Below are 15,190 nucleotides of genomic sequence, written 5' to 3' on the forward strand. Positions count from 1 at the left end.
CATCTTTAAAGTCTCAAAAAGAAAGGACTATTCAAAAGAAGGCAAAAAAGGAACAGAAGAAAATTATCGAGATGCTATCTCGTAACTTTAACTGTTTACCTGATGCAACCAAGCACTTAGAAAAGGTGAAGAAGCTTTTAAAATTCACTAAGCTTGAGATTAATGAAGGCTATTCTGATGAAATAGTTAATGCACCCTATACTGTAAAACCTAAGGGACGACCATGCAAAGATCTTTCTAAGTATCAAGAGAAGATCATTACTAAGGATAAGTTCTTCTTTCCTCTAAATGTAGAGATTGATAATGATGTTGTAGCTGCTGCTATTGAGAGTGAATGTAAGTTTGTTATTACCACTACTGATATATCACGCAACTGGACAATGGCTGAGCTTTTTGAAATGTATCGCCACAACAATGTGATTGAGCAAACATGGAGACTAGCTAAAAGTAAAACTCTGTTTGCAAATGCTATCTATCTGAAGAAACCTGAACGAATTTGTGGTCTTTTATGGCTCATCAATATTTGCGTTCTTGCCTATGCCTATATCCAGTTTAAGTTAAGGCAAGAGGCAGCTATAGATCCACAGTTTAAAGTGCCTTCTCGTGCGAAAAATATTCCTGAAAACCCAATTACAACAGAATCTGTTCTTTACTATATGGCAGAAGTTAAGCCTATTACTTTGACTTACTCAGATGATGGCATTGCCACTTTGCACAACATTACACCATTTATTTATCAAGTCCTATTATGCCTTGGTATAGAGTGGCTTATGATAGTTAAAGCCTCGAGGTATGATAGGACTATAAATAATTGCTGATAAATGGATTACCAATGACTGACACAAGCCATTGGCATTGGCAATGGCCTTTATAAGCTATCCATAAGTTATAGGGGCTTATACCTCATGCAAGGGAAAGAGCTTAGTGTGTTGGCATAAGTCTCAAGAAAAAATCCCTATGGTTTGAACCATAGGGATCTATAAAAGAGTCAGGTTAAGCTTGGCACTAGGCCTTTTAGGGTCTGGTTGAGCACTAACTGCAATTAATCAAGCACTTTTGAATGGCCCTATTTCTTTTCTGGCTGTACATACATTACCAGCTCAGACTCGGCAATATCTACTTTTTCAAAGAGCTTACGTAAGACACGCAACTTATTCCTATTATCAACATTAGCTAATAAGTATAAGCCCGATCTAATCTCATGATACTGACTTGCCTCTTGCTTTACAGTCATAAAATACTGCTTATTATCAAAAACAATGTCAGTATTATCAGGATTGAGGTCTAAAACATAGTTGACCACCCCAACAATCATTTCTTTCCAAGATGCTTTAGGGCACTCCTCTCCCAAAATACGGTAGCCATCTAGTTTGCGACCAAGCGGATTAAAGCTACGATCCTCTAGTGTGTAGCTCTCCGCAATTTTTTCCAAAGGCTTGAAATTGCTCTTTGGGAAAGGATAGAGTTTTAACAACGTCTTAGCTATATCATTGCCTCTTTGCTCTAGTTCCTCTTGAGTCCATTTCTCACATTGAGATACCCAGCGGGTCATACGATATTTAGAGTGAATATATCCAGGAATACTTTGAGTATCATTAATTAAGCCGTCTCGTTTGTCTAAAAATGGCTTATTGCCAAGAACACTATTGATGCCTGTGATAGTGAGATTAGCAAAAGTATGAAGATACTTATTGTGGATCTCAGCAAAGTTTTCACCCAGCATTTTCTTCCAGCTTTCATTAAGTGACTGAGGCATAATATGCTCAATAGTAGCCTCTTTGCTCTTGAGCTCTTTTGCCACATCATTTGACTCACCAGGTAAGGAGTTCTCAAGACGCTCTAAGAAGAATATCTTAGTTGGGGTGATCATTTCATAAACATCACGGCTCTTAATAGCATCAACAAAACTTTCATCTCGAGGAATTTGGTAATTACCATCACGACGTAAGATATGGTATGCCAAAATGTCACTATAGGAACACTTAAGCTCTTGGTTAGCATCCTGGTAGCTTTTAATGCTTTTGAGCACGTCTCTATGTAAAGAGCAAAATACCTGGGTTAAAGCATTGCTAGGCAGGCGAACAATAGTACGACGAGCTAAGAAGTTTTCCACTAAATCAATGACTTTGAAAACCTCATCCTCAGACACGTTGTTAGTCCGAGCATACTCAAAAAACTGCATGAAAAAGACATAGACCACACTACTATCCAAATTCAAAATGTGGCTCATTTTTTCAGATAGTTTAGGAGTGTTAAGCTTAGCTTTGGCAATTTGCTCGAATAATTTAGCAAAATGCAGCATCACCTCAAGTTCACTTACTCGATCTTTGCCTTGCATATAAGCCTTCCACTCGTAGTAAATGCTGTTCTTATTTACTGGACGGGACAACTTTTTCTGTAATGTTAGATAAGATCTTATAAACTCATCGACCTTATCTAAAGTAGCACGCTCAATATTACGCCAATAGTCTTTGTAGCAGCGCTGCTGCACTTCACTTGGCAACGACATGAGCATGAAATTACGTACCTTGTCAGAATTACTTAAAGCAAGGCCAGTAGAGTTGAGGCTTTCGAAAATTAACTGAGGATCATCATTTAATTCAAGCTCAATAGAAATGACCTGAAGACGGTTAATAGCTTTGAGCAATTGGTCAAAAGTGATGCCTTGAGCTTTGCTAACTAATAGCTCATAGAACAGCCTAAAGTTTACTGTGACTTTAGAGTCTTCGTCTAATTGAGCCTCATCATTAAAGACTTTGTCATAAGCGATACGGTCATCCTCAATAGGTTGCAGCTTAATCTTGCGGTCAGAGTCACTAAACTTTGCCAATAGAAAGTTTTCCATAGCCTCGTCTACCTTGCTTGGATTTTCTACAGCAATTTTGCCTTCTTTAACGGCTTTAATTGCAGCTAATAGAAGCAAAGAAATAGTAGTAAGACGTTGCTGACCATCAATGACCAAACGATTGTAGCCACTATCTGCTGGGGCAATTACTATGGAACCTAAGAAATGATTAGCCTCAGGATCTTGGGCTAAGCGTACTACATCATTAAACAATTGCTCACAATTGTTGTGCTTCCAATCATAATTTCTCTGATACACAGGAATAATGAATTGGATCTTACTTCCCTCAATGAACTCATTAAACTGCTTAGCATTTCCTTTCATACTTATTTCCTAAAATACGTCCTAATACGAAGCCTTAAATACCAGAAAAGGTGGAGTTGTTTAACCATGATTTAACGTGAACATCAGCTCACATCATGAACTGGTGTCTGTCTGCCCACTTTCAATTTAAAAAAATTGAAATATGAATCATGTGCAAAATAATTAGCTCAAGAGCTTATGCATGCTTACATAAGTTTAACTACAATAGCCTATCATTATAGTTTGATCTGCCTTGTAAAACATGGCCCAGCCGCTTCTTTTAAGCAAATCTTTTAGCTTTTTAGTTGCATAGACAGAATATGAAAAGGTTGCCCCTGCTCATCTAAAGGACTACGAGATACCACCTCAAAGCCCATATGCTCATAAAAGCGTAAGGCCTTTGGATTATCCTCATTAACATCAACATTGTTAACACCATACTTACTAATGGCTGCTTTGACTAAGGCAGCACCAATGCCTTGAGAGAAATGTTTAGGGTCAAGGAAGATCATTTCTAATTTCTTGCCATTAATGCCCATAAAGCCTCTAGGCCACATTCCTCACAAGCCACAACCAACGTCTCTACCTATTTTATAGCCGTGGGTACATAAGCCTTAATTTGAGCTATTTGCTCATAATTTAAAAAGCTATGACTTGCCTTTACCGATTGCTCCCATAAACCAACAAGTTCCTTAATTAGCTCATCATCATGACTCACAACTTCCTTTAACTCTCTTGCCATCCCTACATATCCTTAATCTTAGAGGTAAAAACACTCTGTTGTGCAAACAGTAGTAGCCTACTGACAAAATTGACAACTTCTTACCTACTTTTCAATGTGCTTAACATGACTTAGCTTTAGCCTTGCAACGCTGTTTGTACCAGCTTAATTGTTAATTTTGAAGTGATATCAGTGCCATATGATTTCAATATCCCCACTACCTAACTTTACTTCAACTAACCCACCACACTATATTTTGAACGCCTATAATCCAAGTAAATTAACCCGCAAACTAAATCACCCCTAACCTTACTCTATCAAAGCTTAACTAAGGCAATATCAGTTCAGGTGTGGCAGTTTAAGCTACTAAAGCAAAGGACAGCAGCCCAGACTTAACCAAACCTAACCATACCTGACCAAGCGTCATACAATTTATAGAAATAGCTGCCAATATTGATGCGAACCTACAAGCTCTATTTAATACAGCTTTGCCTAATGAGCATCCTCATAGCGATATACTCCCATTGTTGAAAGGACTACTTCTCAGTTGCTTGCAAGCGAGCTATTAACTACCTTGTTTTATGTGGACAAACTGGCATACATACATGTTTGTAATGTACCTTAGCTTTTACATTATTTAGCCAAATTATCTACTGACAATTCCTTACCTATCCAAGTACTTATGTGTCTAGTGTTGTAGTCTTAGAACCAAGCTACAAAAGGATACACACTATGGTATTTAACTTATGGAGTATCTCTGGCTTATTTTTTGCTTTAGTCAATTGCGATTCTCTGTAGAATCAAAGACTTTTGTGAGCAAAGTCTTGTTGTTCTTGAGTTTTTAGCCTGATTTTTTACTTAAGGCTTAGACATTACTTTCTTGAGTTTGACATTACATGTTTGAAAGTATTGTTTTTTTTGACAGTAATTCAAGATAACTAATTACGAACAGCTCTAGGAGAGGGTATCCATTCCCATTAATTGCATGTGTCATAACCACAGTTTCTTTAACACTATGGCTATGATTTGCTAACCAAATACTTAAATTACTATTTATTCAAGTGCTATGCACCCTGACAAATTAGCAAGCAACTGTTAGTGATAATTGTTGCCTTTTTGACTAAATAGTAAATCAATAGCGAGAAGCTAGTTTTATGAGACAGACCAACTCAACTTTAACTTTCTTGGCTGCACAATATCGTGCCGTTTTAAAAGATGCTTACCTTAAAGGCCTAGCTTCCACAGCTATTGTAGGTACAGCTGTTATGGGCTCCATGGGCTCAGCTCATGCTGCCGACTCGCATGATACTACTGCTCCTACTCCACAGGATTTTACTAGCTTAGAGCAACTTAAGGAAAAAGGAGCTAAGCTAAACTTAACCCTTTCTGGTGGTAAGACTAAGCAGTTTGAGATTAAAGAGAGTCAAGCTTGGGATGCAGACCTTGTAATCACTGATGGTCTCAATAGCGGGCCTCACCAAATTAAGTCTGCTTATGGCAATAAGAATATTGACCTAAAGGGTGTTGGCTCTTTAACAGTAGAGTCTAGTAACAATGCAGTTATTTCCATTGGTGAAAATCAGGGTGCTTACGAGTTCACCATGGATATTGACACTATTAATGTCAAGCAAGGCGGTGTAAGAGTTAGATCTGGCATGGGTAAAGATAAGAATACCCGTGTAGCAGCAAAGAACATTGTCATTGGTCAAGGCAATGCTCCAACTGTTAAGCCAGGCGAAAAGTTTGAAACCTACGTCCATATTGCAGGTTTAGTTGATACAAAGGGTGACGCAGGTCGTGCTGCTTTAGGTACTCGTGATTCCAATATTCAGTTTAATCGTGGCGAGATTATCTTTGAGGGCTACAAAGCTGATAGAGCCGTTATGGAAGGTAATCTTGAGGGCAAAGGTGGCACTCTCGATTTCCAACGTGGCGATGGCACTATCAAGACCATTGGTAAAACCACTGGCACTAATGTAGTTATCAAAGGTGGCAATAGCGCAAACGAACATTACGCTAGTCGTGGTATGACTGCGGTCTTTGATTTTGACCGTGCGTTAGCTGGCATCGAAGGCTCTGATGCTAACCTCGTAATGGATAGTGGCACCATTAGCATTGGTGGCTATTCTAATTCTGCTGCTAATAATATTGACCAAAAAGCAGGTACCATGCATGTTAAGCGTGGTACTTTAGAGCTTGGCTCTGCCATGAAGGTAGAGAGCAAAGATCACAACAGTGGTCGTATTCTTATTGGTGACAATAGCGCTTCTACATCAGCTAAGTTAAAGCTCAATAAAGAGCAATTAAAGTCATTCTTAAATAGCGGTGGCTCTGTAGACTCTGGCTCTAAGCAAGGCCGAGTTGAGCTTGCTAGTGGTGGTACTTTATACCTAAACAATACCACTCCAGATCAGGCACTTGATCTTAACGATCTAGCTTTTGCCGATGCCAAAGGTGATGGTAACTTATATGTTTCTAGCGAAGGTACCACTGTAGAGACCAACAATCTTAAGATTGATAAGGCTCTTAGCGGAAGTGGTGCTGCTAAGCTCAATGTAAAAGCTCAAAATATAAGCTTCCATGAGACTTCTGACAGTGGTGATAGCTTCAACTTTAAGCGTGCTATTGCCTCTGATGTTGATTTTGTTCCTAATGGTTCAGATGGAACCTTTAACTTAAAGAACGAAGTTCACATCTCAAAGACTCAGGAAATTGCTAACCCATATAACACCTCAGCAGGCAATGTACGTGTAGCAGCTGATACTACTATTGATGATAACTTATCTGTAGAGTCTGGTGGCAAGCTCAATATTGCAGCTGGCAATGTAACCACTACTGGAAAAATCTCTGTTAATGGCGGCTCTGTAGGTGTTGGTGGTTCTCCTGATAGCAAAGATCATGGTGTGAATGCCACTTGGAAGGTTAAGGGCGAATTAGAACTAACTAATTCAGCTAAAGGCAATTTAGAGCTTTGGGCAAACACTACTACTAACATCCAAACCGAGGAAGGCAGCGATCCATTAACCTACCAAAGCCGTGGTAAGTTAGACCTTACAGAGGGTAATCTTACTGTAAGTGGTCATCAGACTAATTACACCACTATTAAGGCTACCCAAAGCACTCTTGCCTTAAATCAAAAGAATTTCGATGAGCTTTTAAATACTGATGGCCAGCGCTCAGGTGATGCTTCTAAAGGTGCTGCTGTATCTTTAGATAACTATGCTAACCTTGATTTACAGGGCGATTTACGTGCTTTAAGCGGTGGTCAGGCTGTAGCTTTCTCTACTGATAAGTTTAAGAAAGTTAACTCTGGTGCTTCTGTAGAGAGCGACCATATTGGCTTTACTGGTAGCAATAACCGTGTAACAGCTAACAATGTACACTTACAAGGTGATGAGCTTGATATTGGCTCTGGCAACTTTGTTGAAGCTCGTGAGAAAGTTGTATTAGATGCCCCTGCTGCCTCTTCTATTAACCGCAATATTGATCAGGCCTTAGCCAAGGCACAAAATGCCTTAGCTGCTGCTAAGCAGGCTCTTAATGCTGCCCAAGGTATTGATGGTTCTGTAAAGGCCTCCCCTGCTAACTTTACTATTAAGTCAGGTAATGTTCAGGTTGGCTCTCAATTAACAGCTACTGACAGGACACAAACCATTACTGTTGGCAATGACAATTCTAAAGCTGCCAATGTTTACCTTGGCAATGCTAGTTTAGAAAAAGACCAATTTAACCGTCTCACTGCTGAAGGTCAAAATGGCAAGTTAGCTACCTACTCTCCAGCCTCTGGCAGCGTAGATGTTGACCTCAAGTTAAATGGTGTTGATGAGAGCAATAAGGCTGGCTTATATGTAGTTAATGGTAAGTGGACTGCTCAAAATATTGATGCTACCAAGAACGCTAATATTGTAGTTGGTAGCGATATTGATGGCTTAAAGCCCGAGCAAGTTCAATATCAGGCTAATAGTGCTCCAGCTCTTAAGGCTAAAAAGGTTTCTTTAGACTCTGGCTCTAATATCACTATTTCTGCTCCAGGCAAGGCTGAGTTTGATAGCTTAGCAATGTCTGGTGGTACTCTTGATATTAATGGCCATATGGTTGTAGGCTCTGCTCCTGCTGGTACTGCTGAGGATCAAAAGAAGAATTATGCCTACGATGTAAAGGGCGGCAATATCAATGTTACTGGCCGCAATGCTAAGTTAGAACTTGGCAATGAGGCCTTATCTGAGCTTAAGCTTGCTCTTGCCCAAACCAAGAAATTACTCTCTGAGGATACTGAAGCTTTAGATCCAGCACCAGCCCCTGTACCACCAGCTACAAATATTGACCCTAATCAGAAGTACACCAATAACGTAGCCATTAAGGATGCAGCAACCTTAAAGCTTGACTTTAATAAAGACCAGCTCCTTACTGTCGATGATATTAAGGCTTTACGTCAAGAGTTTATTGCTCAAGACAGCCTTGATGATCAAGGCATGATTAAGGATGGTTATTTAGATATTGGTAACGGCAAGATTGCTGGTATTAATATTAAAGATAATAAAGTAAGCTGGGATGAGCTCAAGCCTCTCCAAGGCGTTGATGGCATGATTAGTGATGTTGTCAATGAAGAGCTTAAGCAAGCTACCTTAGTAGATGTTAAGGATGGCGATACCGTAGCTGGTAACTTTGGTAATATCCAACTTGATAATGGCGGTACTAATCTTAATGTAGGCAATACCACCTTACATAATGCCTCTGGCCAGAATGGTAACTTTATTGCCAATGAGAGCAATCCTAAGCAACCTTTGGGTGCTACTGTAACCTCTGGCTCTACCTTAGGTTTATACAATGGCGGCAATATCGGTGACTTAAACTTATCACAAGGCTTAGCCTCTACTGATAAGACTGTCTTAAATGTAGCAGGTAACAATCAGGCTCCAACTAACATTACTTCTATTTCAGGTGGCGCTAATACTCAAGTAAATCTTGATGCTACTACTGTTGTAGAAAAGAATATTGCTGTTGAAGGTCTTGAGATTAACTCTGATGTGACTGTATCTGGTGATACCAATGTTACCTTCTTAACTAATAAGGGTAAGCCAGGTCAGGGTACCTTAACTACTCAAAACTTAACTGTTACTGGTGATAGCAATAGCGATATTGATTTTGCTGGCAACTTAAATGTAGCTCAAAAGGCTCAGTTTAAAGACAACACCACCTTACGTGGCAATAATAGCTTTGGTGATCTCAACTTTGAACAAAAAGGTCATTTAGCTAGCGGTCAAACATTTGCCAACAATGTCACTATCAGTGCTGGCAAGCAATTAATTGTTGGCTCTGACAAGAATGGTTCTCAGCCTGGTTCTAGTGCCACTTTAGTAGCTAAGAATGTAAAGCTTAATGGCGGTACCTTGATTGCTGATCCTGAGTACGGTCAAAAGGCATCTGTAGTTGCTATTGGTAAAGTAGGCTCTACTAGTACCACCGCTGCTGCGGCTGCTCAGTCACAAGAAAATGAAGCCGATCACTTAGCTGCTATTTTAGCTCAAGCCTCTGCTAATCGTGCCAATTCTCAGGCTCCAGCTACTATTGCTGAGCAAGTAAAGGCTGCTGCTACAGGCCCTAATGCCAGTGATTCAGACTTTGGTGGCGGTGTAGTTGATGGTAAGGTAGTAGCGCTGCAAAACTCTATTGTAGCTTTAGGTGTTGAGGCTAACGATATTAATCAAGCTATGAGCGAAATTAATGCAGCCTTTGCCCCATATATGAAGAATGGCTCCTTACAAGATCCAAGCACCAATGCTGATGGCGTAGGCGCTATTGCTTATGTTGCTAAACCAGTTAAGCTCAAAGGCAATGATAAGATTATTGTCGATGCCACGAGCAAGCTTAGCGACTACCAGAAAAATAGCAACAAGTATAATCAAGGCGATGTTTACTTAGCTCAAAACTCTGCTTTAGCTGTTAGCAAGAATGCTGCAACTCAAGCAAATGTAGCTGCGGTTAACATTGATAAGAACGATGGTAAGGTCTATGCAGAGCGTAATGCTAAGGTCTTAATTACTGGTGCTAACTTTGATCCTAAGGCTTATGTTAAGATCTTTGCTGATAAGGATGGTTCTGCTGAATTAGTAACCGAAGGCAACAGTACCTTAGCAGTACAAACTGTTAACGGCTTGTTCGAAGTTAAAGGTGGCTTAAAAGCTGGTAAGATTGATGAAAACATTAAGCTTACCTTAAACTCAGCTAAGGCTGGCCAGCTTTATCACGACACTTCCAAGCCTGTTCGTGATACTATTTTGAAGTATGCAGATCTAGTAGCTGGTCAAACAGCTGCTAAGAACGAATTGCTCAACAACACCATCACCATTAATAGTGGTCGTGATGTAGAGCAAGTAGCTCGTATGACTGATTTTGGTGGTAGCACCAAGGCAGCTATTGATGTTGCTAACCAGGCCTCTAATGCTATTGCTTCACGCATGGGTGTAAGAAGTGCTAAAGATAGCAATGCTCAGGTGGTAGCCTCCAATCGTGGCGCAGTATGGGCCAGTGGCAACTACAACAAGCAACGCAATCGCAATTTCGATGCTCAAGGCGTAGACTATGGCCATGATGTTGATATGGGCGGCATGAGCGCTGGTATGGACTTTAAGGTTGCTCCTAATGTTGATGTCGGTGCTATGGTAAATATTGGCACTGGTCAGATTAATGGCCGTGGTGCTGGTGAAGGCATTAAGAATGATATTGAGTACGTAGGTGCAGGTGTATACGCACGTGCTAAGCAAAATCGTGCTCAAGTCGTAGCTGATGTTTCCTACAACCAAGTTAAGTCCAAGCTTGAGGGCCAAACCGCTATTGGCAAGGCCACTGCCGAGCACAACACCCATGCTATTAGCGCAGGTGTCACTGCTCAATATGATATGGATGTTGCAGGTGTTCAGGTAAGCCCACACGCTGGTGTTCGCTATACTCACATTAACACCCAAGATCACGATATCAAGGTTAACAATAAGACTACAGCCTCCTATCAAGGCAAGGATATGAATGTTGTATCCCTCCCTGTTGGTGTGACCGTAGCTAAGAAGATTACTAATGGCAATTGGTCGATTAAACCTTCTTTAGATTTAACCGTTACAACCAATGTAGGCGATGATGCTCACAAGGGCAATGTTAAGTGGAGCGGTATTGATAATCTCAACACTGCTGTGAACAACACTGTTCTTGATAAGGTCAACGTTGGAGCCACTGCTGGTGTACAATTTACCAATGGTAACTTCTCTGCTGGCGCAGGCGTAGGCTATACAGGATCTGAGAACTCTGAGGATTTAACCGTTGGGGTTAATGCTCAATACAAGTTCTAACCACAAGCTCTCTCCTATCATCTTATCAATGATAAGAGAGGGCAAATACACTACTTAAAAGATAAACACTAAATTACACCAAGAATCCTCATATCAAGCCTGCAAAGGCAAGGTATGGGGGTTCTTACTTTAAAGAGAGATTTTTTAAGCAAGCAATTATTTAACATAATATGCATACAGCCTCGCTTAACTCCCTCTAAAGCTTAAGCACTCACATCCATAAGATTCAATGTAATTGCTTAAAATAAAACTATTACCTACCCCTACTGCCGTAGGCCAAGTGACGTATGCTATAAGACGATTGTTGTGCGAGGTGTGCTGTGAACCAGGTAAAAGAGCAAATTTTTTTGATGGGAAGTACGGAAATAGCAAAGAACTTTCTGTTCTTGCATCAAGGATAGCTTTTGATAGGACAATGGCTTAACTCAGCTTATATGCTACTTACTAAGATAAATAACCATATAAGCCGAGCTAAGCGCTTAAACTAAGGTTCAAGACTAGGCAGATCTTGAAGCTAGGCCTTGGGCCAGACTTAAAGACTTTGGTCAGGTCGGGCTTTAAGAGTGAGTCGATGGTCTTGACCATTCAGCTTAAGCTTTAGTATTAATTAATACTATTTCTTGTGGAGCTGACGAGCACCTTCAGCAGTTGAAACTACTAAATCTAAAGTAGACTCGCCACCAGAGGCAGCCTCAACACCAGCACCTACTGCACCCTCTAAAATTGGGGCATCAGCAATCTTTACACGTGATCTTAAAGGCTCTTCTAACATAGCAATAGCTGCTTGAGAGCTAATAACGCCAGAACCTAAATCAGCTAATACTACTACGCCTTCGCCTTGATCAGCTTGCTTAATAGCATCGAGAACCTTCTGTGGATCAGTGCCTAAACCACCCTGAGCATTACCACCAGCTGGGTAAATAGGCATCTTAGTACCATCACGAGAAGAAATCTGCTGAACCATATCGCAAATGCCTTCGGCTACTTTGCTGCTGTGAGAAACGACCACAATACCAATCATTAAAAAACTCCTTAAAATCTTCCAGAGCTGCCATACATACAAGGACACTCTTTGTGTTTAAGAGGCCTTTGATGTACATTCTAACACTCTTATCAGCTTGCTAGAATATACCAAACCCACAAAATGATAATTTAATATACAAATGCAAATTTAAGGTGCCTCTAAGCTCAACTCTGCACGACTCTGACCATCCCTACCCATTACTTTTTAAGCAGCTATAAGACTAAATATCTTTCTTGATTTTTATCACGCTCTAGCAAGCCAAGCCACCCAAGGCAAGCCAAACCAAGCCAAGCCACGCCAAGCTATACAAAAACAGCCCACTCCAAACCTTGCATAGCTCCGTTTGGTCTATCATTTGTGAAGAGCATAAACAGCCATTATTTTCTGCTCTCTACCACTATTTGTATTGCAGTACCAACCTTCTTTAAGCTAAAGGCTAATACTCCTTACTAAAGCACGTTGCGACATCTTACGATGTCCATCAACCTATTGCCAAACCACATGTCCTAATAAATACGATAAATAAACTGCCTTGATAATTGTTTAGCCAGCTCCAGTCTTTCAGACAAGGGCAACTATTTTTCTAGACTCTGTTAAGGCATCTTGGCACTAAACCTATACGCTCAATATTCTTTATTAAAACAATAAAGAGTACCTACCCTGATGGCAGGTTGGTTGGGCGATAAGTTAATAGGTCTTGTTTGGGTTAGCGTATGTATAAGATACTCCATGCACCATACGATACTGTCTTAGAGTTGCAGTAAAATTCTTGTGCAATCCATTATTATGGCCACCTTAAAGGCTTATTTGCATATAGTAATACATAACTAACATACTCTGTACACAGAGCAAACCATCTTGTCTGTACTTACCAGACTAAGTAGTAATTCCCATACCTTTTTTCATTGAACCGACTCCTCCCATCAGTAAAACGCAACTAAATAGCACCAGCAGCTTTTACTAACAATATCCCCACTCCCCAATGTTAGTAATTTACTCAAGATTAACAACAATTACGTTACGAAAACAGCTTAACCTTACTTGATACACTGTTCCCTATGGGCTTGCTCATGTGAGCTGGTCAGAACCAATACTTGAACAAATTTGCTTAAGCCATCTTAGGCAAATATCCATATTTATCGATATGTTTGCAATGTAAAAAGCAGGTATTATTCATACCTGCTCTGGATTATGTTCTCCTTGGTAAGCCCTCAATGGTTGACCTTATCAATACCTCTCTTTCAAAATTAGAGCACGTCAATATTATTGATGCCAAGCAATTACGATATATACGCAATTACAAGCCAAAACAGGTATACCTAAAGTATCGTTGTCGCATTTGAGCTTTTGATAGGAATCAAACAACCTGTTAGCCAACGACAATGCATTAATTTGAAAGATAGGCTTTCTCAAGGAACATAGGCTAAACACCCTATCGATATTGTATTATTAGCCTATAGGTTAAGCTTTGGTTTGCATAGCACCCCAGGCCACCTTGCTAACTGAAATGGGCTTATAGCGCTCAATAATATAATCAAGCCATAAGGTACTTTGACCCTTTTCGTTTTGCACAAAACGAGTCTTTTTGTCTATTAGCAAGACCTTAACTCTTTTCATAGCTTCCTTGTCATCAATACGCAGCTTTTTGCAAAGCTCCTCTTCTTGCGTATCAACCTCATGATCGCTATCTATAGACAAACTAATTAGTATCTTTCCCTTTTCCTCCACAAGGTCTCTAAAAATGGTATTAATATGGCTATCATCTGAGTTGAAGTTAAAGCCAATTACCACAATGGCATCAGCCTCTTGATAATTACGATATAGATCGGCATATCTACATGAAATATCAATAGAAGTCATTGGCTTAGTGCCGCTTTGGGTAAAGAAAAATGGAGTAATTAATTGGTTTTTAAATAAAAAGCGGTTATTCCTTGGCTCGGCATCTTGATTACCATCAGTTGCCTTAGCCTCCGCTTTAAATTCATCTTCTTCGATAATAATTAAAGAGTTTTTGTAAGGATTATAGAACTCCCCTACGCCTCCATTAAGACGAGAAATCGAACCAAAACGCTCTTTCAGCTCATTTTCGTCCATTCCTTCGTTGAGCCCTTTAACTAATTTACCATAGTAGTCATTATAGTTAGAAGAGCCTAATCCCTTAATATGTAAGATGCTGCTATCTTTTTGAAGCTCTTGGATAATATCCTTGTAGTAGCTTTCTGACGCTTTTAACTTATCTATAGTAAGTCGATGATTGGATTCTGTGATGACATCATAAGCGGTTTGTAAGAACATCATGATTTTAGTGAATTTCGCCCAATTAGTTTTAGGAGACATAATATACCTGAAATTGTCATCCAGTAACTTTTGGTAGTCAATTGCTTTAGCGCATAGTTTATAAATCAAATTCCAGACAAGGATACTGAATCTTTCTACTTCATCCTTTCCTTCAACTAAGGCTGGTTGTTTTTGTTGAATAAAGTCAAAAATATGGTCTGACTCTCTACCTATATCCATATTGAATCTAGGGCTAAATTTATTAAAAAATTTCTGAAGCTTATTATTATTAACCAAAAATAATCCGCCACTAATTTTTTCACTAATATTCACGCCACAAATGATAGTTAGCATATACATGATTACTTTGTAAGAAATATCTAGCCTTTGGTATGAATCCTTGCTTATTAGCTTCTGATATTGCTTTATTTCATTAGTGGAATGTTCATCTAATTCTTGGAAAAACTAATTTTCATTAAATTACTCCTAAACCCCTTATTTTATCAGGCATACGATATCCACTTGTGGGAAGTATAATATGAACCTAATGCATTAAGAAAATTGCAAAGGAACCTCCTCACCTGAAAGATCAATGTACTCAGGCTTAGGATTGTTTTCATTTACATGATTTGCAACTATCTCTGCTGAGTTTCGTTTTGCAAACTCCTCTCTGTATGCTT

7 protein-coding genes are annotated in these 15,190 nt (G+C 39.6%); 2 read left to right on the forward strand and 5 right to left on the reverse strand.

Going from position 1 to position 15,190, the window contains the following annotated elements:
- On the forward strand, positions 1-818 hold an 818-nt coding region (locus MXE38_RS10735), incomplete at its 5' end, for a hypothetical protein (RefSeq protein ID WP_246914619.1).
- Positions 819-1,066: 248 nt separating this feature from the next.
- Here the strand turns inward: MXE38_RS10735 and MXE38_RS10740 are convergent.
- The 3 genes from MXE38_RS10740 to MXE38_RS10750 all read right to left on the reverse strand — a co-directional run bounded on the left by MXE38_RS10740 (position 1,067) and on the right by MXE38_RS10750 (position 3,890).
- Positions 1,067-3,169: a DUF262 domain-containing protein gene (locus MXE38_RS10740; RefSeq protein ID WP_246914621.1), complete on the reverse strand. Its 2,103-nt coding sequence runs from the start codon at positions 3,167-3,169 to the stop codon at positions 1,067-1,069.
- A gap of 272 nt (positions 3,170-3,441) precedes the next feature.
- Positions 3,442-3,687 carry a GNAT family N-acetyltransferase gene (locus tag MXE38_RS10745; RefSeq protein WP_246914623.1) on the reverse strand — a complete coding sequence of 82 codons (246 nt, stop codon included), beginning with the start codon at positions 3,685-3,687 and terminating at the stop codon, positions 3,442-3,444.
- 47 nt (positions 3,688-3,734) lie between these two features.
- A complete protein-coding gene (locus tag MXE38_RS10750) occupies positions 3,735-3,890 on the reverse strand; it encodes a hypothetical protein (protein ID WP_246914626.1) in 156 nt (51 codons plus the stop codon).
- Between the two features lie 1,133 nt (positions 3,891-5,023).
- Here MXE38_RS10750 and MXE38_RS10755 point away from each other — a divergent pair.
- Entirely contained in the window at positions 5,024-11,209 is a 6,186-nt protein-coding gene (locus tag MXE38_RS10755) for an autotransporter outer membrane beta-barrel domain-containing protein (RefSeq protein ID WP_246914650.1), read from the forward strand.
- 613 nt (positions 11,210-11,822) lie between these two features.
- Here the strand turns inward: MXE38_RS10755 and dhaM are convergent.
- Complete coding sequence (gene dhaM / locus MXE38_RS10760; protein WP_246914653.1) at positions 11,823-12,230, reverse strand: dihydroxyacetone kinase phosphoryl donor subunit DhaM; 408 nt, start codon at positions 12,228-12,230, stop codon at positions 11,823-11,825.
- A 1,464-nt stretch (positions 12,231-13,694) separates the two neighbouring features.
- Entirely contained in the window at positions 13,695-14,864 is a 1,170-nt protein-coding gene (locus MXE38_RS10765) for a hypothetical protein (protein ID WP_246914656.1), read from the reverse strand.
- Positions 14,865-15,190 lie beyond the last annotated feature (326 nt).

Origin of the sequence: Anaerobiospirillum sp. NML120448, assembly GCF_023050945.1 — a bacterium.
Taxonomy (GTDB): Bacteria; Pseudomonadota; Gammaproteobacteria; order Enterobacterales; family Succinivibrionaceae; genus Anaerobiospirillum.

Excerpts from the sequence above, each read along its gene's own strand:
- MXE38_RS10740 (WP_246914621.1), bottom strand. The coding sequence starts at position 3,169 with ATGAAAGGAAATGCTAAGCAGTTTAATGAGTTCATTGAGGGAAGTAAG.
- MXE38_RS10745 (WP_246914623.1), bottom strand. The coding sequence starts at position 3,687 with ATGGGCATTAATGGCAAGAAATTAGAAATGATCTTCCTTGACCCTAAA.
- MXE38_RS10750 (WP_246914626.1), bottom strand. The coding sequence starts at position 3,890 with ATGGCAAGAGAGTTAAAGGAAGTTGTGAGTCATGATGATGAGCTAATT.
- MXE38_RS10755 (WP_246914650.1), top strand. The coding sequence starts at position 5,024 with ATGAGACAGACCAACTCAACTTTAACTTTCTTGGCTGCACAATATCGT.
- dhaM (WP_246914653.1), bottom strand. The coding sequence starts at position 12,230 with ATGATTGGTATTGTGGTCGTTTCTCACAGCAGCAAAGTAGCCGAAGGC.
- MXE38_RS10765 (WP_246914656.1), bottom strand. The coding sequence starts at position 14,864 with ATGCTAACTATCATTTGTGGCGTGAATATTAGTGAAAAAATTAGTGGC.